Raw genomic sequence first — 22,194 nt, forward strand, 5'->3', positions numbered from 1 at the left:
ACGATGATCTTACTGAAGCATTTTATACCGATCTGCAAAGAATATAGACCAACATTGTTTTTTTATATATAAAACCTCTTCATCCTTTATTAAACAAAGAGGCTTCTTTTATTATTCTGTATTGATTTAATTCCAGTTTATTAAAGCTATTAGATAAGGTACTATACTTGTATTCATAATCAACAATATAGATCAATATGTTGCTAAATTGACTATATAAATAGCTAGAATTACTGTTCTTTTATTTTCAATTTTATATCTATTCCTAAAAAACTGTATTGAAAATGGTTATAGTGTTCCATAATTCATAAATTCTTGAAACTTTTCTAAATATTGTGAAATATGTATTCCATCAATCAAACCATGATGTACATTTATTGCTATAGGTAAATACATTTTATGTCCTTGAACATATTCTTTGCCAAAAACAATTTTAGGTACGCTGTATAATTTATCAAACTTTCTAGGGTGTGTTATACTTGTAATTGCACTCCATGGTAATGTTGAATAATGTATAGTATCCACTCTTTCTGCTTCTTTATTAAATCGTAATCCATTTAAACTTTGAGTAATGACTATTTCTTTTTGTAGGTTTAAATTGAATTTGTTGAAATCTGAAGCAAATTCAATAAATGAAAATCCAAAAGTTCCATCTTCTCTCGCTATCGTAGCCCCAGCATTAATCTTATCAAATTCTACAATTTTATGATTAATTATTCTGTATTTAAACTCAGGGATTTCATTAATTGCTAAACTGGATTTATATAGGTAATAAGCAAAAAAAGGTACTTGCTCTTTCTTTGCTATATGATAAGCTTTTGTGCATTCTATTTCAGATACAATCCCGAAGAATGGATCATCATAATCTGAAAAAAAATTATAGTGCTCTTTTCTATTCCATTGTGCTATATCTAAAACTTTCATCATTATCATTTACTTTTACCTAATACTATTTCTATGCTATTGCTTTTTATTATCTTAAATATGCAGCACACTATCATATTTCTTTTTATTGTCCACTTATATACTTATTAAAGCATTAGTTCCTCTTATCATTGCTTGTTCTTGTAGAATCAAGAGTTCTTTTTCTAATGAAAATAGAAACGTATAGTTTTTAATGATCTGTTTTATCGCTTCTTTATCTATTTCTACTATGATGTTAACTCTTTTGGAATCCAGACTTATTTAATTTTTGATCATTAGGTGTTTTTCAAACTAACTTTTCGTATTTCTCAGATACTTTATTCCAATCAATTACTTCAAAAAATGCATTGATATAATCTGGTCTTAAATTCTGATATTTTAAATAGTAGGCATGTTCCCATATATCAATTCCTAATATAGGTTCTCCTTCTAATTCAATTCCCATAATAGGATTATCTTGATTAGGAGTAGCTCCTACATAAAGTTCTCCATTATGTACATATAACCATGCCCATCCCGATCCAAATTGTGTTGCAGCAGCAGCAATAAATTCTGCTTTAAAAACTTCAAAAGATCCAAACGTATTATCTATTGCTTTCTTGAGTTTTGTAGAGACATTTTTATTACCAGAAGGTGTCATTATTTCCCAAAATAAATTATGATTATAATAACCTCCTGCATTATTACGAATTGCTGGTATATCCTTAGCGTTTTTAAGAATTTCTTCTATACTCAATCCTTCGAAACTGGTTCCTTCTATAGCCGAATTAAGCTTATTAGTATATCCTGCATGATGTTTACCGTGATGGATTTCCATTGTACGTGCATCTATATGTGGTTCTAATGCATCATAATTATAGGCTAATTCTGTAAACTCAAATTTCATATCATTTATATTTTTTATTTATTAATGATACAAAATTACTTCAGGCAACACCTATTAAAAAGGTTAGTCTCATGGTCTTTATGGTAAAATTTTAGGTTATTTCTTATATTGTTTGGGAGTTACACCTGTTTGTTTTTTAAAATACTTTACAAAATTTGAATTATCTTCAAAACCAAGAGCATATGCTATCTCTGCTATAGATTCATTAGATTGTTTAAGAAGAGATTTTGCTTCCAAAACCAAATATTCATTGATGATTTGTTTTGCTGTTTTTGAAGTTACTTTCTTAACACATTCTGCTAAATAAATCGGACTAATATTAAGCTTTTCTGCATAGTATTTTATAGGTTGATGCTTATGTTTTGTCTTCTTTATTAAATTCTCAAAATTATAAGTTATCTCTTGACTTCTACTTTTAAGGTAACTTACGCCATCACTATATTCTAATTCTCTTTTGGCATTAAACAAAAGAATATTTAGATATGATTTTATAATTTCAAAACTACTTTCAGAATTAAGTTGGTATTCTCTATAAATGTCTCCTAAATAAGTGATAAACATCTTTTTTTGTGCAGCAGTAAGTTTAAAGCTCGATAGGGTATTATTATTAAAATACGGGAAGGTTTCATAAATACTAAACACATCATTTGCAAAAGGCAAAAACTCTGGTTTAAATAAGATTATATAACTTAAAGGCTTATTTTGTATTTCATTCAATTGCCATTTAGTTATTTGACCTGGTGAGACAAATGATAAGTTATATTCCAGAGCATTAGCTTTTCTTTCACCTATATACACATCTGCATCATATCCTATTGTAAAAGATATATCAAAATATTCATGACTTGTTGCACATTCTGGGTTATTTATATTATAATTATGATCTTCAAATTTGGCTATATAGAAATTTTTATTCTTTATCAACGGTAATCCCATTGCGCTTAAAAAATCATTAATATTATCGTAATGTTTTAGCATCATTATTTTTTATTTCCCCTTCATAAATAACTCATCCAAAGATACTTACAACACAACACTATTTTCAAGGTATATTTTAATGTTTTTATGGTAAAAAACAATGTTTTAAAAATTTCAAACGTAAAAATCTCCGGAGCAAGCTCACGGAGCATTCAAAGGATTTCTCGTTTTCAAACTGTTTACGTTTTACTGGCGAGGCAAGTCTCGGGGTATTAACCCTCCTAGAATAAAAAAAGAGATACTTAATAGTATCTCTTTTAGTTTAATTTTAGTATTCTTAAGGGGCAATCACAAGAGTTATAGGAGAATTATATTTATGAATATCGAATGTAAATCAACGATTTTTGGTTCTATATTTTACTATAAGATTACTTAATTGGTTATACTTTCGATATATCGATTTTTGAATTAAAAATTTATATTCAAAAAACTCATTGACTCATATACTCAATAACTAAACTTCTATTAGATTCAATCCAACTTACCCTTCATCGCTAATCGCTCCTGACAGATAAATACATAACCATTACTCTTGATCCATTCTTAAGGCTCTTGTCTTGTAGCCGCAAGTACTATTTCTCTAATATTCACTCCTTGTGGTTGGTTATAAGCATACCACATAGCATTGGCTATATCTCGAGGTGCTAGCACTCCCCCCATAGCATCTTTCCATGATTCATATCCTTCTATTATCTCGTTTGATGTAGTATGTGAAAGTAATTCTGTTTCTACTGCTCCTGGTGCAATTGTTACCATTCTTACATTAAAAGCCGCAGCTTCTTCTCTTGCGTTTTCTGTTATGGCATGAACACCAAATTTAGTTCCACAATAAGCTGCGTGATTAGGAAACGTTTTTCTCCCAGCAATGGAGCTTGTATTAATAATTGTTCCTCGTTTATTTTCTTTCATCTTAGGTAATACCGCATGCATACCATTAAGTACTCCAAGAATATTAACATCAAACATTTTTTTCCACTCTTCTGGATTTTGTGTAGCGATATCACCCAATAGCATAATTCCTGCATTATTAATGATACAATCTACATCTCCATATAAGGCTTCTGCTTCTGTAATAGCATCTTTAATTGCTATTATATCAGTCACATCTACTTTTTTACAAAGTGTATTAGGTAATTTAAGCGCTTCTATTTTTTCTATCCTTCTAGCCAGTAACAATAATGGATGACCTTGAGAAGAAAATATCTTTGCTGTAGCTGCTCCAATTCCAGAACTTGCTCCCGTAATAACGATTAACTTTTTAGTTTCCATATTTTATTTTGTTATAAAAATTATTAATGATAATTTCACTCTTAAAATGATATTTTGATCATATCATCTAAGGTTATGCAAAGTTACGAGCAGAACAAAGGGTATCAAAATACTATTTTTTTATATTAATCATAACTATTTATTATGGATGGTAGGCTTCTTAAATTTTTTATTGCGGTTTACGAACAAAAAAACTTAACTCGTGCTGCAGAACAATGTTTTGTTTCGCAACCTAATATTTCTAATGGTATCAAACAATTAGAAAATGAACTGGGTAAATCACTATTTGATCGTCATAAAAAGGGAGTTACTTTAAGAAATGAAGCTCATTACTTATATCCTATTGCCAAAAGACTTGTAGGAGAAATCAACGCTTTAAGTGGTCTTTTTAATGATCGTATATTTCAAGATACAATAAAGATTGGAGTTTCAGAAAGTCTTCCACAAGAGCATAAACAACAATTCTTTAGAACAACTTCTAGCTTATGTTCTTCTGTAGAATGGACCGTAAATCCTATAGGTAGAGAAAACGAAATCAATTTATTGGTTCGAGAGTGGAAACATGAAGAAGATTTATTTTTACCGCTTTGGAAAGAAGATTATGTACTATGCATTCCAAATGGCCATCCTCTTTTAAAAAAAGATAGTGTTGAATTAACTGATCTAGAAAAAGAGACTTTTATTCATTGCCCGCCATGCGAAGCTCATAAGCAATGTTTGTCGATCTTGAATAATGAGACTAATAAAATGCTTACTGTAGCTAATTGTGCTACAAAAACAGAAACACTTACAATGCTCATGGCTGGTCTAGGAATCACTTTTTTGCCTGAAGCTTTTGTAGATGGTTGGTACGGTTTTGAAATTAGACCTTTTAATGGTCCTCGTTATTTTAGAGAAGTAGGTCTAGCTTATCCTAGAAAAAGCCTTAGTAATCCTGCAATTGCAAAAATCATTGCTTATTTTTCTAAAAATGAATTGAAAACAAATAAGTTTAACGAGTTTGGGTATTATCATAAAAAATAACACTCATTCTATCTATTTACGTATTAAGTTACATTTGTTTATTATTTTTTATTCAACCACCATAAGATTGGTTTTTTAAATCGTCTTGACCAATCTAATTCACAATGCCTACCTAAATCATCTTTAACTACTATTATCTTTTCTTCTTTTACTCCTTGAATATTTTTTAAATACCCTTCTAACGCTTCTATTTTTGCATAATCACCATATTCCATTTTTCCCATATCAAAATAGATCTTAGTGTCATTGTTATTATGCCCTTGTTTTGTTTTAAGATATGTAAACAAAGTATTTTCACCTGCTTTATTTTCTACTGCTAATCCAGGAGAAAAAGCAGCTATAAATCCAAAAGTATCACTATGCGCTATTCCTGCATACAATGCCATTGAACCTCCTAGAGAACTACCTCCAATCCCTGTAAATTCACTATTTGCAATCGTTCTATAATTTGTGTTTATATATGGAATTAGAGTTTCTTTAATAAACATAAATGTTTCTTCACCTTGACCTTGTTGCTCATCACCATTCCAATCTTTAAAATCCCAAGGATTATATTCACTCCATCTATTTTTACCATTTGGAATTGCGACTACTATAAGACCATCAATCATTTTTTTTACAGTCAATTCTTCTATAGTTTCATCAACCTTCCATTCGTCACTAAAAGCTGTATATGTATCAAAGACATTTTGCCCATCAAGCATATATAAAACAGGATAATTCTTTTCTGGATGATTATCATATCCATGTGGAAGATAAATTGCAATATCTCCTACACGTTTTAAGGGCGACATATCAAAATCTTTTATATACGTAATATTTCTAGTTAAGGTATGAGGTGGTTTCTGTATTGCTTTTTCACCAGTCCAAGCATCAATAGTAATGTGTATTTCTTTTTTATTGGATATTTGATAGATATAATCACATTTTTTCTTTCCTGCTAAAGTTGCTGCTGTGCTTCCATAGTTTTTGTTTTTTGAAAAATTAAAAAATATAGGAGCTTCTGTAATCGGAATTTGAACCGTTAACTCATTATTAGCCGTTGTTTTTAATATATAGGTATCCTTTTGTAAATCCCAATCATTAAAACTTCCGTAAATGCTTATGGTATCTTTATTAATGTGTCCTACAGGTGGTGTTACGGTAATCGTTAAGACATTTTCTTTATGTTTTTTACAGCTTAAAAGTATTATCGCCGCGAGAACTATTATACAATGTTTCATAAAAAGTAATTGAATCTCAAATTTGCACAATATCAATTAGCTTACAAAATGGATTAACACTTTTACTTTCTTATTTTTATCATTTATAAAGGTTATAACATTAATGAAACACTTAGAGTTTATTAAAGATAAGTATGGTTTTGAACTATTAATGGACGCTTATCAATTTGAGAAAAATCCAAAATTATTCTTTATTAGTGATTATCACACAACTAATTTTTATGAAATCATGTTTTTTAAAAAAGGAGATGGTCGAATCGAAATTCACGATCAAACCATTCCGATTCAAGATAATTCTCTATTTTTCTTTTCCCCTGGTCAACCCAAAAGGTGTTTTATAAAAACAACATCTGTAATTGGATTTCATTTAGTTTTTCAAAATGAGTTTTTAGGTCACTTTTTTTCCGATAAACTATTTACTTATCGTCTACAATACTTTCATACAATTACTAAGCCTTTTCACTTATATTTATCTCAACATACTTTTTCTTTTTTAAGTACACTATTACATGAAGTATTATTAGAAATTAAAGATTATAAAAAGGATAGTGAACATATTTTAAGGTCGCTACTTTATTATATGCTTATACGATGTAATAGAGAATATTCTTTGCAAAATGATATTTCTTACAGTGTTGAAGGGAACTATAAAGCTTATGAGTTTAAAAAATTAATAGAAACTCATATTACAAAATTGAACAAAGTAAAAGAATATGCCAATTTAATGGACGTTAGTAGAGTTTACCTCAATAACATTGTAAAGAAACAATATGGCATCACTGCTTCTACTATGGTTGCTAATCGTTTGTTATTAGAAATTAAATCTAGATTATTACACACTACTCAAGATATTGCAGAAATAGCTTATGATTTAAATATTAGCGAACCTAATAATCTTACTCGCTTTTTTAAATCACATACTGGTTTATCTCCTAATCAATTTCGTAACAGTTATCCATTTGATAGGAATGTAAACTAATTGATAGTTGTTCATTGTGTACGTATCTTAATTTTGTACCAAGGTTATTCTCTTTGAGCGATAATTAAAAATACTATAATCATGAACTATACTTTCATTTTTTATCTATTCTTATTATGTTTTACTCATCAAGGTATCTCACAACACAAGAAAACTTTTCTACCTTTAACACAAGATGCATGGGAGTTTCCTAAAAATAATCCTCCAAAGTTTGAATTCTATAACGGAAAACAAGCCATGTTTCTTAATTCTAAAGCTTTTTTAAAAGATTTTGAATTTAAAAATGGGACTATAGAAGTTGCTATAGCAGCCAATAAAAAAAGAAGTTTTGCGGGTTTTATTTTTAGAAAAAACAAACGTCACGGAGAAGAAGTTTATTTAAGGATGCATAAATCTAGAATGCCTGATGGATTACAATATACTCCTATTTTTAACAATGAATCAAACTGGCAATTATATCATCAACTACAACAAACTACAGTTCTTAAAGATACCGAATGGAATACACTTAAAATTGTGGTATATGAACAACAAGCTATTGTTTTTGTAAATGAAACCAAGCTTCTGGACATAGCTGAATTAAGATCTGGAAATCTCATAGGTAGATTAGGGTTCTTTGCTCTTTTCGGTAATTGGTTTGCTGATCTTACCTATACTCCAGGTGTTGATACCTCATTATTCCCAGTACAAACTAAAAAGAGCGTAATCGATAAAAGTTTAATTCAGTCTTGGCAATTGTCTAAAGTTTATCCTACAACTATATTACAGCAACAATCGCTACTACAGTTAGCAAATGAATCCTCTTTTACAAGTTTTAAAACTGAAACTAATGGATTGCTTCCTATTTCAAAATATCGCAGTAAAATTTCTTCTGGAGCTTTTGAAAGGAATAAAGAAGAGTTTGTGATAGCTAAACTCATTATACATTCTGATAAAAAACAGATTAAAAAAATCAATATAGATTTTAGCGATAAGCTTCATTTTTATCTAAATAAAGAACTACTATTTGAGGGAGATAATTCTTTTAGATCAAAAGGTCCTCAATATATGGGACATTTGGGACTTAAAAACAATACTTTGATTCTTAATCTAGAAAAAGGATCTAATGAGATTCTCTGTGTCGTAACCGAAAAAGCTAACGGTTGGGGATTACTAGCTAAGTTCGATAATTTAGATTTTATCCAATTGATGCCTTAAATTAAAATGAATGTTGAGATGAATCATCACCTCAACATTCTTCATTTTTAGGCTAATTCATAATCCTCTTCAAAATCAAATTCATCTACTTCTCCAAAATAATTAAAGTCGTTATCCAACACTGCATATTGTGATTCCATCATATCGTATCCTCTTACTTTCATTACTTCAAAATCTGGAGTACTAAACAATCTACTTTTTATTTTGGACACTCTAAATAATGGTGTTAGCCCTTTTTCGCATATCAATTCTGTAGCTATTCCTCTTGAGAATTTAACTCCCAAACCTAACTCGGCATCTGCTATATCTAATGATCTACTCCCTATATCTGCATTTGCGGTTAGATCAATATTACTATTCTTTTCGCAAGAAATTAAGATCGTAGAACTCTCTGCCTCAACAAGCTCTGTAATTATCACATAATCTTTGTCCCATTTTCCTAGTTTATATAAATTAAGAATTTGACCTCCTAACTTTATCTGATCTTTGATCGTGTGGTTATAGGTGTTTTTTGCCTTAAAATGAATCGCATTCTTTTTTGAAAATGCTACATTAAACCCTGCATCTAATTCGGTAAGTGTACTATTTGTTGGTGGAACTGTTCCGGATATTTTGGACGTAACAGAAACCGATCCTTCAGAACTATATTTTATGTCTGATGGTGTTGTATCTTTTTTGATCTCAAAATCAAGTTGGTACTTTTCATCTTTAAGGTTTCCAATTCTTATAAATTGCTTTCCTTTCATGATTCCTATATCTCCTAGGGACAAAGGAGTACCAGGTAACCATGCTGCAAAATATTTAAATTGTCTAAATAATTCTCGAGTATACTTTTTACTCGTTTTCATATGTATTTATGTTTTAGTTTTAAGTACACTAAAACTATAAAGTCAAGTCTCTTAAAGGAATACCCAGTATTGGTGATTTTTAATTTTTAACAAAATATAATCCACATATCTCATATATTTAATTAAATTTTTAACAAAAAGGTAACACTACAACATTTACTAGTCATTTTAATTAAAGTAAGTTTATAGTAATTACACATTAATTTTTCTTAAATGGACGATAAACTTTATAATCAGATTTTTTTAAAACCGAGATTTCAATTAGATATCCAGATGAATGCTAGTGATTTATTGCAAAAAATCAATCACAAAATCAATGAAGAAGCTGCTTATAAAATGAAGTTAATTGACAATCATCTTTTTATAGATATTTCTGATAAAGAAAGTCATTATTGGTCGCCCCAACTACAAATAGAAGTAGAAAGTTTAACTGAAAATACTTCTAAAATAAGAGGCCTATTCGGCCCTAAACCTCAAGTCTGGACCATGTTTATGTTTATGCATTTTGCAGTAGCTACAGCTTTTTTAATTTTTGTAATAATGGCTTATAGTTATTGGTCTCTTGATAAGGATATTTTTTTTCCTATGACCATGGTTATTGTATTACCTATCTTATGGATTACACTTTATTTTTTGGGCAGAATTGGGAAATCTACAGGACAAGAACAAATGGATAACCTTAAAGACTTTTTTAAAAAACTTTTAAGATCAGTTAATAGTTGATACTGTTCACTATTTTATATCATATCCTCAATACGATGAAAAAGGTAATTGGTTAAAAAAACATACTTACTTTATAAATCAGCCTTTAATTAGAAATCTTATATATAAGAGTTATAGAAAAATAGAATATCACGATTAAATACTATTTATGAACGCCCCCATTTTAAAAGAAAATGAATATTCAGTTCTTTCGGCAGAATTTAATACTGGAATTGTTTTGACTACCAATTTTCAAAGATATACTGGAACTGGTGAAGTTTTTCATATTTTTCAATCTTATGACTTAGCCATAACTTTTATTAATACTAAACTAATAGAAAACTCGAATTACGAGTTTTCTATTTATAACAATAAAGGAGTTTATTTATCGACAAAAAGAATGAATGAATAGCTATATTCTATCATTATGTTGAAAAAAATAATACTGTATAATATATACTATTTTCTAATTTTCTTCTACAAGTTTATATGCAACTAATTTATGTTGTAGCATAACTGGTACTAAAACCATTTTTAATTCTGGTATATACGTGATATCTGCTGCATTAGCTTTTTCTTTTGTTGTATCCAATAACAATTTCTTATCTCCGTTTTTAGATACATAATGAATCTTTCCTTCCCAACTTGATATCAAATAATCTCCATTACCGATTGCAACTATTCCATCTGGATTTGATATTTCTCTTACAAATGTCTTAGTTGTTTTATCTTTCAAATTATATTTACTAATTGTTTTATCTCCTAATCCTATTAGTATCGTATGATCTTCATAAAGTAGGCCATTTGGCCAATTTAAATCCGTCTTTAATATAGTTACTTTACCATCTTTTAAAGAAAATAGTTTACCGCTTTTTGTACCACTTCCGTAAATAGTTCCATCTTCACTACTTGTTAAATCATTAATACGCTCTACTCTTGCTACTTTATGCTTTTTTATAATTTTTGATGTATTCCTATCTATTTCTATTATGGTATTAAAATCGGCAACAAATAACTTATCCTTATACAAAGTTGTACCTGTTGGTCCGTCTATATCTTGTACCCATTTGTGTTTTAGAATAGCTCCATTAGTATCAATTTTGCTTATAAACCCTTTGCCATTAGGTTTTAACCAATGTCCATGAATATTAGTAACATATATAACCTTATTTTTCTTATCATATATAGCAGATTCAATATCATTTAAAACAGTATCTGTTTCCCATAGTTTCACAAGTTTTGGCTGATTAAGTGGTTTTGTAAAACCTGCTTTTTGTGAAATACATGATGGTGTAAAAAATATAGTCATCAAGATAACAGTTAAAATAATCTTTACTTTCTTTTTGTCCTTTCTTTGGAATTCTTCGTCTCGTTGAAATACTTTTTTTTCTTTATCAAACATTTGATTACTTTGAAAAGTTTCTGTTTTTAATTGTAATGAATCGTTCATCTCATTATAATTTTTTATACCTATAATCGGCCTTAATCAATTCGGCTAATTTTTTTTTACACTTAAAGACTCTTTGAAAAGCTACATTTTCTGAGCTATATGAAAACTTCTTTACAATCTCTTCATATAACACTTTATCAAAATAATCTTTCAATAATTGCTTACAATTCTCTGAAAGTAAATCTATTTTTTCTTCAAAAAGATCCCATCTTTTTTGGTTTTCTATAGCTTCTAATAATTCTTCGTTTTTATCTTTCAGTTCAAAAATCCCATTATTTCTTACCTCTTTTTGTCTTTTATTCAATTCTTTTAACCATAAATTTTTACAGGCTATAAAAATGTACGGTTCCAAAGATGTTTTTATCTCAATATGTTGTGCCTTTGCTCTAGCTATAATTTGATACAATGCATCATGAAAAACTTCTTCTGCATCTGTTTGCTCTCCATTATTCTTTTTAACATAATGAATGATTTTAGGCAATAATCTTTCATACAGTAATAAAATAAACTCCCTATCCCCAGAAATAAGTTTATCAAGCCCTAAATGAATATTTTTTTGTTCCATTTTAATAACTTAGAAATAGCATTCATAATTATATACAGTTCATATACTCTGCAAGCTAGCATACACTTATATTCAATTATCAAAAAAAGGATTAACTCTAAGTTTATGTATATTAAAACTCATAAAACGAATTCATAATTTGTTTTTATCTATTCGTATTCATCTTTTTCTTGTTTGTCCTCAAACTAAATTGAATATTGTACTTTACTATAAATTTGAAAGCAGAAAAATGAACAGTTACTTTGTTATATCAAATAAGCCTATCTATAAGCACATCTTATTTTGGATTATTGTGTTTTTATTCTATACAACATCTGCCAGAGAACGCTTTGACTCTGTTGAAGAAGTTGTAATAACATACTTTTTTCATATTGTATTTCAGCTAATAATTGCTTACACAATTTTATACTTCATACTACCTGATTATAAGCGAAACAATAATATCATTAAAACCGTTCTTGTGATAGGCTTACTCTTTTTTATCATCAATATTTTATATGTCTCTATACGAATGTTTTTCCTCGAAAAAGCATATCCTAATTGTTATGAAACCTTTTTAGAAAAACATGGACATCTTACTTATGAAGAGCGTATTTTCAACTTAAAAGCTATTTTCTTTCACTTACCAATATTTTATTTGCAACCATTATTCTTTTTGATTGCTCTTACTTTTTATGAACGTCAGTATAAAATCTCTAAGACAAACGAACAACGAAAAATGGTAGAGTTAAAAGCTTTAAAACAGCAATTAAACCCGCATTTTTTATTCAATACCTTAAACAATCTCTATGCTTTAGCTGTAGAAAAATCAGATAAAGCTCCAGAAGTCATAGAAAAACTATCTAATATCTTAGATTATATGCTTTATGGTAGTGATAAAAAATTTGTTTCTATCCAAAAAGAAGTTGATCTTATCGAGAACTATTTGGCATTAGAACAAGTGCGTTATGATGATCGCGTTTTAGTTTCTTTTAAAAATTCAATTACAGAAAACCTTACTATTGCCCCTTTATTACTCTTAACTTTTGTCGAAAATGCTTTTAAACACGGTGTTAGTCAAGAATTAAAACTAGCTACTATTAAAATCAACTTAGCTACCGAAAAAGAAAATATTATATTTAATATTTTTAATACAAAACCATCTACAAACATTCAGAAAAAGTCAGCTTCAAAAAAAACTATAGGATTGATAAATATTGAACAACAACTTGAGTTATTATATCCTAATACACATGATTTAAAAATAGAAGAAACACCTGAAAGTTTTTCGGTACAACTAAAACTAAAAAAACAGCAAGATGTATAAATGTTTGATTATTGACGATGAAAAATTAGCTAGACAACTTATCGTTAATCATCTTGATAAAATAGATGATTTTGAAATTATTGCTTCATGTAAAAGTGCTATAGAAGCTACCAAGATATTAAATACACAACATATCGATTTACTCTTTTTAGACGTAGAAATGCCTGTTTTACTCGGTACTGATTTCTATAAAAACTTAGTTCAAAAACCTAAAGTCATTTTTACTACCGCTTATAGAGATTATGCTGTTGAAGGTTTTGAACTTAATGCTGTGGATTATTTGGTTAAACCCATAACTTTTAGTCGTTTTTTAAAAGGCATAGAAAAGTTTCTAACTACTCAACAACATCATATCAATATATCACATCCTACAAATTCATTACCAAATAAAGAGTATATTTTTGTAACCGAGGATAGAAAACAGGTCAAGATTCTATTTAATGATATCTTATATGTTGAAAGTGTAAAAAACTACATTAAAATTAAAACACCCTCAAAAACACATATTGTTAAATACAGCATTTCATCTTTTGAAAAGATCTTGGATGCTCGTTTTCTTCGTGTACATCGTTCTTATATAATTAATAAAGATAAAATCACTGCTTATACTAAACAAGATATTGAATTGGATTCTTTAGAAATTCCTATTGGAGATAGTTATCGTGACAAAATCCTAAAATCTTTTTTTGATTAATATATAAATTTAAGCTACTTCTCCAGAAATACTATCCATAGATATTTAAATCACCAATAATACTATTTCTACAATAAAACTGATTATTCTTATTTTCATTAGTATATCATAAATCAAAACGATAATTAACTTTTAATGCTACTCCCCAATTAGTTCTTGTAATGTATTTATTAAAATTGTCCGTCACTACTATATAAACATAAGATAAAGGTTCATATTCCCACTGTAGTCTACTATTAATATTGAAATTATTAAACTGAGTATTGTATTGAACATAAGTTGTCCAATTGAGTCGATTATTAAAAAAAACTTCTCCTGTAAAACGTGATAAATGAAAAGTTTCATTTCCTAGATTTTCTAAATCAATATGGTTTAATGAATAATTGAGATTTACTTGAGCAAATGGTAACATTCTATAACCTACTTCGGTTTCAAATCCGCTTCGATTTCCGTTAAAACACTCCCCATAAAAAACTTCTGAAACATAATAGAAATTTTCATTAGTAGAGCGATTATCATAGCCTAAAACAGCATTTACTGTATTATAAATAGCTGGTTGAATAGGTTTTCCATTATTCAAAATATCGAAACCATATTTTAAATCAAGATAGTTATGTTGAATATTAAAATAAAGTGAAGCTAAATTCTTTTTAAACCAAACAGAATTTCCTAAAACAGTAGTCATTTCGCTTAGTGTTTCATCCTCATCCCAAAAAGCATCATTAGTAATAGATAAGTAACGATATCGATCTATAGTTTTTGAAGCTGTAGGATAGTATGTTTTTTGAAAAACCAAATATGAATCTAAATAGGATTCTCGTATGGTTTGATTATTCAATGCATCATAATTATATAATCTTGGTGTAAAGCCAACATCTGTAATAAAGTTTTTTTCTACTGATTTAAAAGCTCCTTTTATAAAAGTTTTTCGAGTATTATATTGCCCTTCAATATTGAAAAAATTATTGTTTGAGCTTATGTTATTGCTAAAGCTTTTTCCATAATTTGCTTGTCCAGACCACAAATTATTCTTCGATTTATAGTTAAGATTTAATCCAAAAACTCGGTTATAATTATTTTTAAAATCAAATCCATCAGTTTCTTGCTTGTTTACACAATATGCGGTTGTAGTAAATGCTTCCGATAATTTTTGACGCCCAACTACAACTGCATAGTTTTGTGCATTGTTGTTTTCTTCTTTTTCGGTTTGTGCATTTAAAATCCCTATTCTGGTGGTTGAAGTAACATTTCCCGAAAGTTTTATTCCAAATTGCATATCGGTTGTTCCTCCAATAATTCTTGAATAAAATGGGTTTACACCAAAAGTTCCTAGATTATTAAACAAATCACTGTTTTCTAAAAAGAAGTTTCTTCGCTCAGGAAAATTAACAGCGAACCGTGTAAGATTAACTACTTGCTGATCGACATCAACTTGTGAAAAATCAGGATTTATAGTAACATCTATTCGTAACGATGATGTGATATTATACTGCACATCTAAACTAGGTTTAACAGTAGATTCATTGGTTTTGTCTGTAACATCATTTCCATAATTATAAGTAATAGATGGAGTTACTGTAAATCTAGAAGTATTTTTTTGAGGCAAATTTTCAACCTTCACATCTTCTGTAAATCGTAAATCAAACTGAAAAAAATTACGAGACATATCGGTATAAGTCATCCACGAATTGGTTTTAAAGTCTCTATAAAAAAATTGAATTCCCCAAGTATCATTAGTTATATCAAAATTTAATGATTTAAATGGAATTGCGATTTCATAAACTTTTTTATTGCCTTCTGTTGTTGTTTCTGATTGCCATACAGCATTCCAACTTTCATTAAAACTGTAATCGGTTCCATTAAAATCAATGAGTGCATCTTGCTGGGTGTTTCCTATATTTATGGTAAAATAATACCCATTATTTTCTTTATTGAAGGGATCTAAAACAATCCCAAATGCATCACTACCAACCACAGCATCACCATGGTTATCTCTTTTAAGTGTACTTATCTTATTTTCTGAAGTAGTATCGAAATACACTACTCCGATATATATATATTTAGCATCATGAAATACCCGTACTTCAGTTTTGTTTTGAGCTTTTCCTTCATCATTTGGAAAGTAATTATTAAAATCTGAAAATATTTCTGTCTGTTGCCAAATTTCTTCATTTAATATTCCATCTACTTTTATTTTTTCTTCTATAAATGGAATCTTTTTATTTTGAGAAAGTCCTGTTATTGAGAAATAAAAAATCCCTACTATTAGTATAATATTATTTCTCATCGATAAGTCTGTTAGCAATTAATTTATGTTTTAACATAGCTGATGCTAGCAATATTTTTTCAGTATAGATGTATGTAATATCAATAGCACTGACTCTTTGTTTTATGGCAAAAAATCGCTGTATTACAATTAGAAATAAAACTTTTCTCATTTTGATATTTAATTTTAATTACATCAAAACTAAAAAGTCAAGCAACCTAGTTTTTTAAAAGTATACTAATTGCCTTTTATTGGATATATAAAGTTATATTTAGTTTAATAACTTATTAATGTAAATTCGTATTTGTTTTTCTGGTATTTGTAATCAAAAACATTTATCTCTCACTTTAAAATGTACTTTTTCAAGTTAATATGAGTGACTTTTTAAAATATACACAAATCTATTTATACCTATATTCATCTTATTCTAGACTGTGTTTTTATTTTATATAGCATTAGCTATAAAACAATTCGATATTACTGAAGAAGTAACTGTCGCCTACGTTTGCTTATCGTTTTTCAAATAATGTGTTGTACAGTAATTGCGACTATACATTATTTGTAAAGGCTTTTATTTTATTATTCCGAATCGTTGATTTTTGTAATCAATAACAATAGTGTTCTTATTCTCAATAAATATTCTGTTTCCTATAATCGCTAAAATATTATTATCATAAAGATATTTAGAAGTATTATTGTCTTTAAAAAAATAGCCTTCCATATTTTTAAATTCTTTTCCTGCTATAGTAACCGTTTTATTAAGCGTTGTTTTATAGAAATAATCTTTTTTACCCCAAGAAGAAACTTCAACAGAGTCTAATTTTATTTCGGTATTACCTAAAATTTCATTGAACTTACTTTCTCCTGTAATAATAGTCCATGAACTTGAACCTGTGTCAAATAAAACATTGTGGTTTGTATCGTCTATTTTTATTTTAAACACTGTTTGCTCTATATTGGTCTTCTCAAAATTTGTAAAGCTAATTTTCTTTAATAATCTCACTGATAAAGAATCTGTAATACCTATTTTTTTACTGTCATAATCGATAATAACATATTTGTTTTCAAAAACATCTAACCCAATTGTCCCGATATGTGGAACATCAGACTTTTTTGTTGAACCATAATTTTTTAATAAGCTCGGAGCAAGATTTTGAAATCTATACGTATTTGAAGAAATATCTAAATCTTTTATCTTATAAGATTCTATTCCAGCAAATTTCTCTTTATCAGACCAATTCACTTTAAAGGGATATTGTAAAGAATCTTTTATTATGTTTTTTAGCGGATTTTCATAAATGACACTATTTGTTGCACCTAAATCAAATTGCATTCCCAATTTTTGATCTATCCCTTTTATGGTTGTTAGGATTTCTATAGAACCATATTTTAAAGTATCTTTCCCTACGTATGATTCCTTCCATTCAAACGGAATCCAATTTATATTCTTGAATAAGTTTGCTTCTGTTTTTGATTTACCACAGCTTATTAGTATCAATACAATAAATAAGTTTAAGTACTTTTTCTTGAGTATCATTCTTTAGATTTAATAGTTACCATTATTTTTTATACTCTGGTTTCTACTAAAGGTTACATGTATTTTTAAATTTTTCTTTAATAATCCATCTTATCTTGAATTTTAAAAATACTTTAAACTGAAAAATGATGACAAACAATTATTTATAGTTATCTGCTAGGTAGTGTTTTTAATTCGTTATTTATTATATCATATAATTCGTTTTCCCAATCGATTTTCTCAATTTTTGGGTAGTTAGAATTGACTCTAAAATCTCTCGGACTGATAATTACTTTAATAGTATTATTCATTGCTTTTTGTGTTAATAAAAACACTTCTTCTATAGCCTCGTCTCCAATCGGAATACAGCCAATTGTTGCAGATTTTCCGTGTATAAAAATATCTCCACCCATTTCTGATACATTCGTAAACTCAGTTTTTGATTTGTCAAACTCATTTGGGTAACTTACTTTTATGGATAGGTAGTATGAACTGTTTGGGTTTAAATACTCTACTTTATAAATTCCCTCAGGAATCTGTTTATCTCCTTCTTTGAGTTTTGGCCCTAATTCACCACTAAAAGCTGTAAATGGATATTCTTTTATTAGTTTAATTCCGTTATAATCTTTTGAAAAAACTTGCAGTATTCTTTCTTCTTTAAAGGCTGCAAGAATTATCTCTTTTGGATAATCCATTTTATAACCTGCTTGCTCCAAATCTTTTTCAAGTCGATTCCAAACGTTTTCTTGAATATTATCTATTCTTGATTCAACAGTTTCCTTTCCTCTTATTTTATTTACCATTGGCATATAAATCGATCTTCCTAATTTTAGAAAAACCATTATAATAATTATTAAACCTAATATAAAAATCAGTTTTCTGGTCATTTTTTAAAAGCTACTTAGTGTTGTGCGTATGAGTCGTTAATTATAAAAAAATAGTAGATCATTTCAGTTTAAGTCCAAACTATATATTGTTTTTTCCTTTATTAATCAAATATATAATTCTACCGTAATACATTAAGAATGGAATTCCACTTCCTAATGTTATTACAAATAGAAAATTGTCATAATCCCCAGTTTTATAACAAACAGAGAGAAACGAAATCAACATTAAAGCCAGTCCAATTTTAATCCAGATTTTAGAATTAAATATTTTTTTGAAAAATAGAGAAGATAATAATATTAGTTTCCCAATTAGCGAAATAAAAATAGCTACTTCAAGCTTATTTTCATGAAAACTAATCTTTTGAATATCTATACTGTTTTCAATAATTTCAGGAATAAGGAATATTTCAAACAGAATCATTATTCCTCCACCGTGTCCTTCTGGAACTAAAACAATAATTATTGAGTTCAGAATTATGGTTATTATTAATGCTTTTCTCATCAATTTATGTACGTATAACGGTTCCTGATAGCAGTAATTCACAGGTAAATCTTAGTGATTATTTTTAAACTAAATACTAATCTTTCTAATTCCTAGTAAATTTTAATCTGTGTTTATCCCCGTTGAAAAATAATCAAATCCACTTTAATTATTAATATATTTTGTCTGTTAAGTTTTTTGATTCAACATGAATTCGATAAACTCTTCCATACAGTAATTTGTAATCGAATATAGATTCCATTTGAATTCATTTTTTTCAAATAATTCTATCAGTAAAATATATCCGAGTAATTCTGAATAATAAAAAAAACTTTTCGTTATTTCTCTAATATATCTATTCATATTGAAATTAACTTCTTTAGAGTTTAATATATTCGGTAATATATTATCATTACTATATAAACCTGTTTTAGGTATTCTAATATAGACTTCTTCCTCTTTCCTTGTAAGAATTATTTCTTTTCCTTTATGAATAATAGAATCTCTTATTGTCTTAATTTCATCTAAATAAGGTTCTATATCTAAAAGGAAGTCCTGAATTCTTTTAGGCAATTTTTCCTTATTGTTTACTTTTTTCGAAAAATTGATTAACTTATTTAATGAATCTTTTTCTGGATATGATTTCAATTGTTTATCATTTAATGCAATTTTCACAAAATGAAAAAGGAAGTCATAAAGACTTCTAATATTAGTAAAATAATTTTCAAGTAATAAACAAATATATAAATCTGCTTTATGTTCTTTTATCCTTACATTTTCCAATGTTTCTTTTAGTAAACAATAATTAATTGAAAGATTATGTAAATCGTTGGTAAAGCCATAAATCCCTCCTTTAATTTTTCCAAACTTTCTAATTTTCCAATCCTCAATATCTATATTTAGTTTATCTTGTGATGTGAAGTTATTTGATTTCCAACTATTAATTACGGAAAGTAATATTGACGAATATGTATCTTTTCCTACAAACCATTTTTCACCACAATTTAAAATAGTACCTTTTATTATTAATCTTTCTTTCAAGTTATATTTTATATTTCAGGAAACGATCACGTATTATCCTTAAATTAAACATTAAATCACTAATAATCTTCAATTAAATATTTGCATTAGTAATTTCGATTAGATTCATCTGTAGTGAGTTTATTATAATTACTATCTATATTATCAATTTTGTTTTTATATAAATGCAGCTCCAGTCAACCACTCTAATTTATTTGTATAATCAACTATTTTTGATGGACATTTTTCACAAATCGCAATCATTCCCACTTCTTTTATACGAGAATCAAATGTATTTAATTTGGAATTACAAACTGCGCAACGGCCTACTTCTGTTAGGTTGTTTATTCCGCTCAATATTCTAATTTCAGATATAATTTTATCTGTAATTTCATTTATGGAAATACTATTTTCTTTAAAATGCTTTTCTGAAAATACTTTTAGCTTCACACATTCTAATTCCATTCTTTCAAATGTCTTTTTTCTATTTTCAAAATCTTGCTTTATATATATTCGACACAATTCTTTGATTCGGTTTATATAGCCTAAAGATTCAAAAACAAAATCAGAATTCGGGTGATTTATATCAATCATTTTAAATTATCAAATGGATCTTATTATTTTTCTGCTTCTACTACGATTGTATAATTATCTATTGTATCAAAAGTAATGTTATCTTTTCCTTGTTGGAAAACTATATTATGAAGCTTTAATCGTTCTCTTAGCTCATCTAAATTCCCTGAAAAATTGATCGTTTGCAATCCAGTTTGTTCCGTATTCTCTAAATTAAAATTACTATCGTATTCACTATTCCAGAAATGTTGAATCTCAATAAATAAATGACTTTGTTGATACATCCATTCTCTGTTTTCTATTGCATCTATATCAGGATGGGGGGCTTGTAGATTTTTATCTCCTAAAAAGTACAATGTAAAGCCTTTACCTCTGTTTACATACATACGTACAAAGAGTTTCATATCCAAAACTTCTTCGTAAAGTTTAATGATTTTAATTGGATCTTTTGTTCTAATTGTTATAAGCCCTAATGCTATTGGTTCATTAGTATTTAATGTATCATGCTGCTTAAATGTTTTTTGAATATATTCTATCTTATGATTTTCTGTATCAGCAGTATGGGCTAAATAACCAATATCTCCAAACTGAAACGGCTCTCCTATTTTAAAATCATGCGTTGATATATTATGACATGCATCTTGAATATCATCTACAAACAAACTGTATTTCCAATAATTATCAGTAGCTTTTTCCTGATATAGTGTAGGTTGAAGTAAAGGATTGTATTTTAACCTGATATAATAATTGGGATTGTTAAATCTTAAATCGTAGTAGATTATCCCACCTTCAGAAAATTCATTTACTAAAGAAAATCCTAATACCTTTGTATAAAAATCAAGTGTTTTTTCTGGATTATAAATTTGTAATGAGAAGCTACGTAGTTTCATTTTTAATATATCTAAAATTATTTAGTTATTTTATTAAACAGTATTCATAAAGAACTAATACGTTTACTCAAATATAAAAAAACTCCGCAGTAAATCTCTCTCTATAAACCTGTATGAATAAACACAGTCATAATCTTATTTGTATATAAAAAGTGAGCTTATTCATTATTGTTTTTTTAAACGCTATGAATCTAGTTTATCTGCAAAAGAATAATCTTTCTTTTGCTAAATTTTCTTTATGAGATTTCTTTAAACTAAAAATCCACTTGACAGTGGATTCTTTATGTAACAGATTCAGGGTACTATTAATGTAACTCTTCAATAAAATTATTATTCTTTATTACTGTGTTTATAATTTTGGCAGAAATATTACTCGTACTTTCTATTCTTAATATATTATCACAGTCTTCAAAGTCAAAATTAATTCTTTCTATTTCTTTAAAATCTGATAAAACTCTTCTTATCTGTTTTTCTTGTTTTTCTTCAATATTCGTTTTAAATACTAAAACCATTTTAT

The 22,194-nt window shown here is 27.9% G+C and carries 23 protein-coding genes; 7 read left to right on the forward strand and 16 right to left on the reverse strand.

Annotated features, from left to right (window positions below; all coding sequences use genetic code 11):
* Positions 1-288: 288 nt before the first annotated feature.
* The 4 genes from ACYEKI_RS16890 to ACYEKI_RS16905 all read right to left on the reverse strand — a co-directional run bounded on the left by ACYEKI_RS16890 (position 289) and on the right by ACYEKI_RS16905 (position 4,057).
* Positions 289-927 (reverse strand): CatA-like O-acetyltransferase, encoded by a 639-nt coding sequence (locus ACYEKI_RS16890; protein WP_459212384.1) that lies wholly within the window; start codon positions 925-927, stop codon positions 289-291.
* A gap of 283 nt (positions 928-1,210) precedes the next feature.
* Positions 1,211-1,810: a superoxide dismutase gene (locus ACYEKI_RS16895; RefSeq protein WP_459212385.1), complete on the reverse strand. Its 600-nt coding sequence runs from the start codon at positions 1,808-1,810 to the stop codon at positions 1,211-1,213.
* A gap of 96 nt (positions 1,811-1,906) precedes the next feature.
* Positions 1,907-2,791 (reverse strand): helix-turn-helix domain-containing protein, encoded by an 885-nt coding sequence (locus ACYEKI_RS16900; protein ID WP_459212386.1) that lies wholly within the window; start codon positions 2,789-2,791, stop codon positions 1,907-1,909.
* Between the two features lie 540 nt (positions 2,792-3,331).
* The gene (locus tag ACYEKI_RS16905; protein WP_459212387.1) at positions 3,332-4,057 is read right to left on the reverse strand and encodes an SDR family oxidoreductase; all 726 of its coding nucleotides are present in this window, start codon (positions 4,055-4,057) and stop codon (positions 3,332-3,334) included.
* A 144-nt stretch (positions 4,058-4,201) separates the two neighbouring features.
* Here ACYEKI_RS16905 and ACYEKI_RS16910 point away from each other — a divergent pair, with 144 nt between their 5' ends.
* A complete protein-coding gene (locus ACYEKI_RS16910) occupies positions 4,202-5,080 on the forward strand; it encodes a LysR family transcriptional regulator (RefSeq protein WP_459212388.1) in 879 nt (292 codons plus the stop codon).
* A 41-nt stretch (positions 5,081-5,121) separates the two neighbouring features.
* Here ACYEKI_RS16910 and ACYEKI_RS16915 read toward each other — a convergent pair whose 3' ends face one another.
* Entirely contained in the window at positions 5,122-6,303 is a 1,182-nt protein-coding gene (locus tag ACYEKI_RS16915) for an alpha/beta hydrolase (RefSeq protein ID WP_459212389.1), read from the reverse strand.
* Between the two features lie 103 nt (positions 6,304-6,406).
* On the opposite strand from ACYEKI_RS16915, the gene ACYEKI_RS16920 reads away from it, so the two are divergent.
* Together ACYEKI_RS16920 and ACYEKI_RS16925 are read left to right on the forward strand one after the other, a co-directional pair.
* Complete coding sequence (locus tag ACYEKI_RS16920) at positions 6,407-7,282, forward strand: helix-turn-helix domain-containing protein (RefSeq protein WP_459212390.1); 876 nt, start codon at positions 6,407-6,409, stop codon at positions 7,280-7,282.
* Positions 7,283-7,363: 81 nt separating this feature from the next.
* Positions 7,364-8,479 (forward strand): family 16 glycoside hydrolase, encoded by a 1,116-nt coding sequence (locus ACYEKI_RS16925; RefSeq protein ID WP_459212391.1) that lies wholly within the window; start codon positions 7,364-7,366, stop codon positions 8,477-8,479.
* A 47-nt stretch (positions 8,480-8,526) separates the two neighbouring features.
* Here ACYEKI_RS16925 and ACYEKI_RS16930 read toward each other — a convergent pair whose 3' ends face one another.
* The gene (locus tag ACYEKI_RS16930; RefSeq protein ID WP_459212392.1) at positions 8,527-9,327 is read right to left on the reverse strand and encodes a hypothetical protein; all 801 of its coding nucleotides are present in this window, start codon (positions 9,325-9,327) and stop codon (positions 8,527-8,529) included.
* A gap of 213 nt (positions 9,328-9,540) precedes the next feature.
* On the opposite strand from ACYEKI_RS16930, the gene ACYEKI_RS16935 reads away from it, so the two are divergent.
* Positions 9,541-10,050, forward strand: coding sequence for a GTP-binding protein (locus ACYEKI_RS16935; RefSeq protein WP_459212393.1), 510 nt, complete (start codon positions 9,541-9,543; stop codon positions 10,048-10,050).
* Positions 10,051-10,198: 148 nt separating this feature from the next.
* Positions 10,199-10,441, forward strand: a complete 243-nt coding sequence (locus ACYEKI_RS16940; RefSeq protein ID WP_459212394.1) for a hypothetical protein — start codon at positions 10,199-10,201, stop codon at positions 10,439-10,441.
* A gap of 54 nt (positions 10,442-10,495) precedes the next feature.
* Here ACYEKI_RS16940 and ACYEKI_RS16945 read toward each other — a convergent pair whose 3' ends face one another.
* Together ACYEKI_RS16945 and ACYEKI_RS16950 are read right to left on the reverse strand one after the other, a co-directional pair.
* Positions 10,496-11,479 (reverse strand): SMP-30/gluconolactonase/LRE family protein, encoded by a 984-nt coding sequence (locus ACYEKI_RS16945; RefSeq protein WP_459212395.1) that lies wholly within the window; start codon positions 11,477-11,479, stop codon positions 10,496-10,498.
* 4 nt (positions 11,480-11,483) lie between these two features.
* Positions 11,484-12,044 carry an RNA polymerase sigma factor gene (locus ACYEKI_RS16950; RefSeq protein WP_459212396.1) on the reverse strand — a complete coding sequence of 187 codons (561 nt, stop codon included), beginning with the start codon at positions 12,042-12,044 and terminating at the stop codon, positions 11,484-11,486.
* 511 nt (positions 12,045-12,555) lie between these two features.
* Between ACYEKI_RS16950 and ACYEKI_RS16955 the strand changes: the two genes are divergently transcribed.
* Together ACYEKI_RS16955 and ACYEKI_RS16960 are read left to right on the forward strand one after the other, a co-directional pair.
* The gene (locus ACYEKI_RS16955; RefSeq protein WP_459212397.1) at positions 12,556-13,350 is read left to right on the forward strand and encodes a sensor histidine kinase; all 795 of its coding nucleotides are present in this window, start codon (positions 12,556-12,558) and stop codon (positions 13,348-13,350) included.
* A complete protein-coding gene (locus ACYEKI_RS16960; RefSeq protein WP_459212398.1) occupies positions 13,343-14,044 on the forward strand; it encodes a LytR/AlgR family response regulator transcription factor in 702 nt (233 codons plus the stop codon). Before ACYEKI_RS16955 ends, ACYEKI_RS16960 begins: the two co-directional genes overlap by 8 nt.
* 106 nt (positions 14,045-14,150) lie before the next feature.
* Here the strand turns inward: ACYEKI_RS16960 and ACYEKI_RS16965 are convergent, their stop codons facing one another.
* From ACYEKI_RS16965 to ACYEKI_RS17000, 8 genes are all read right to left on the reverse strand, one after another.
* Positions 14,151-16,331: a carbohydrate binding family 9 domain-containing protein gene (locus tag ACYEKI_RS16965; RefSeq protein ID WP_459212399.1), complete on the reverse strand. Its 2,181-nt coding sequence runs from the start codon at positions 16,329-16,331 to the stop codon at positions 14,151-14,153.
* Between the two features lie 550 nt (positions 16,332-16,881).
* On the reverse strand, positions 16,882-17,847 hold the full coding sequence (locus ACYEKI_RS16970; protein WP_459212400.1) for a hypothetical protein: 966 nt from the start codon (positions 17,845-17,847) through the stop codon (positions 16,882-16,884).
* Between the two features lie 149 nt (positions 17,848-17,996).
* Entirely contained in the window at positions 17,997-18,713 is a 717-nt protein-coding gene (locus ACYEKI_RS16975) for a L,D-transpeptidase family protein (protein WP_459212401.1), read from the reverse strand.
* 79 nt (positions 18,714-18,792) lie between these two features.
* Complete coding sequence (locus ACYEKI_RS16980) at positions 18,793-19,215, reverse strand: hypothetical protein (RefSeq protein ID WP_459212402.1); 423 nt, start codon at positions 19,213-19,215, stop codon at positions 18,793-18,795.
* Between the two features lie 168 nt (positions 19,216-19,383).
* A complete protein-coding gene (locus ACYEKI_RS16985) occupies positions 19,384-20,235 on the reverse strand; it encodes a hypothetical protein (RefSeq protein WP_459212403.1) in 852 nt (283 codons plus the stop codon).
* 156 nt (positions 20,236-20,391) lie between these two features.
* The gene (locus ACYEKI_RS16990) at positions 20,392-20,808 is read right to left on the reverse strand and encodes a hypothetical protein (RefSeq protein WP_459212404.1); all 417 of its coding nucleotides are present in this window, start codon (positions 20,806-20,808) and stop codon (positions 20,392-20,394) included.
* 23 nt (positions 20,809-20,831) lie between these two features.
* On the reverse strand, positions 20,832-21,677 hold the full coding sequence (locus tag ACYEKI_RS16995; protein WP_459212405.1) for a VOC family protein: 846 nt from the start codon (positions 21,675-21,677) through the stop codon (positions 20,832-20,834).
* Between the two features lie 305 nt (positions 21,678-21,982).
* Positions 21,983-22,189, reverse strand: a complete 207-nt coding sequence (locus ACYEKI_RS17000; RefSeq protein ID WP_459212406.1) for a hypothetical protein — start codon at positions 22,187-22,189, stop codon at positions 21,983-21,985.
* Between the last annotated feature and the right edge of the window lie 5 nt (positions 22,190-22,194).

Source organism: Aquimarina rhabdastrellae (assembly GCA_947387485.1).
In the GTDB taxonomy this organism is placed as follows: domain Bacteria; phylum Bacteroidota; class Bacteroidia; order Flavobacteriales; family Flavobacteriaceae; genus Aquimarina.

Bases quoted from the DNA above. Each gene is read 5' to 3' on its own strand.
- ACYEKI_RS16890 (WP_459212384.1), bottom strand. From the start codon at position 927: ATGATGAAAGTTTTAGATATAGCACAATGGAATAGAAAAGAGCACTAT.
- ACYEKI_RS16895 (WP_459212385.1), bottom strand. From the start codon at position 1,810: ATGAAATTTGAGTTTACAGAATTAGCCTATAATTATGATGCATTAGAA.
- ACYEKI_RS16900 (WP_459212386.1), bottom strand. From the start codon at position 2,791: ATGATGCTAAAACATTACGATAATATTAATGATTTTTTAAGCGCAATG.
- ACYEKI_RS16905 (WP_459212387.1), bottom strand. From the start codon at position 4,057: ATGGAAACTAAAAAGTTAATCGTTATTACGGGAGCAAGTTCTGGAATT.
- ACYEKI_RS16910 (WP_459212388.1), top strand. From the start codon at position 4,202: ATGGATGGTAGGCTTCTTAAATTTTTTATTGCGGTTTACGAACAAAAA.
- ACYEKI_RS16915 (WP_459212389.1), bottom strand. From the start codon at position 6,303: ATGAAACATTGTATAATAGTTCTCGCGGCGATAATACTTTTAAGCTGT.
- ACYEKI_RS16920 (WP_459212390.1), top strand. From the start codon at position 6,407: ATGAAACACTTAGAGTTTATTAAAGATAAGTATGGTTTTGAACTATTA.
- ACYEKI_RS16925 (WP_459212391.1), top strand. From the start codon at position 7,364: ATGAACTATACTTTCATTTTTTATCTATTCTTATTATGTTTTACTCAT.
- ACYEKI_RS16930 (WP_459212392.1), bottom strand. From the start codon at position 9,327: ATGAAAACGAGTAAAAAGTATACTCGAGAATTATTTAGACAATTTAAA.
- ACYEKI_RS16935 (WP_459212393.1), top strand. From the start codon at position 9,541: ATGGACGATAAACTTTATAATCAGATTTTTTTAAAACCGAGATTTCAA.
- ACYEKI_RS16940 (WP_459212394.1), top strand. From the start codon at position 10,199: ATGAACGCCCCCATTTTAAAAGAAAATGAATATTCAGTTCTTTCGGCA.
- ACYEKI_RS16945 (WP_459212395.1), bottom strand. From the start codon at position 11,479: ATGAACGATTCATTACAATTAAAAACAGAAACTTTTCAAAGTAATCAA.
- ACYEKI_RS16950 (WP_459212396.1), bottom strand. From the start codon at position 12,044: ATGGAACAAAAAAATATTCATTTAGGGCTTGATAAACTTATTTCTGGG.
- ACYEKI_RS16955 (WP_459212397.1), top strand. From the start codon at position 12,556: ATGTTTTTCCTCGAAAAAGCATATCCTAATTGTTATGAAACCTTTTTA.
- ACYEKI_RS16960 (WP_459212398.1), top strand. From the start codon at position 13,343: ATGTATAAATGTTTGATTATTGACGATGAAAAATTAGCTAGACAACTT.
- ACYEKI_RS16965 (WP_459212399.1), bottom strand. From the start codon at position 16,331: ATGAGAAATAATATTATACTAATAGTAGGGATTTTTTATTTCTCAATA.
- ACYEKI_RS16970 (WP_459212400.1), bottom strand. From the start codon at position 17,847: ATGATACTCAAGAAAAAGTACTTAAACTTATTTATTGTATTGATACTA.
- ACYEKI_RS16975 (WP_459212401.1), bottom strand. From the start codon at position 18,713: ATGACCAGAAAACTGATTTTTATATTAGGTTTAATAATTATTATAATG.
- ACYEKI_RS16980 (WP_459212402.1), bottom strand. From the start codon at position 19,215: ATGAGAAAAGCATTAATAATAACCATAATTCTGAACTCAATAATTATT.
- ACYEKI_RS16990 (WP_459212404.1), bottom strand. From the start codon at position 20,808: ATGATTGATATAAATCACCCGAATTCTGATTTTGTTTTTGAATCTTTA.
- ACYEKI_RS16995 (WP_459212405.1), bottom strand. From the start codon at position 21,677: ATGAAACTACGTAGCTTCTCATTACAAATTTATAATCCAGAAAAAACA.
- ACYEKI_RS17000 (WP_459212406.1), bottom strand. From the start codon at position 22,189: ATGGTTTTAGTATTTAAAACGAATATTGAAGAAAAACAAGAAAAACAG.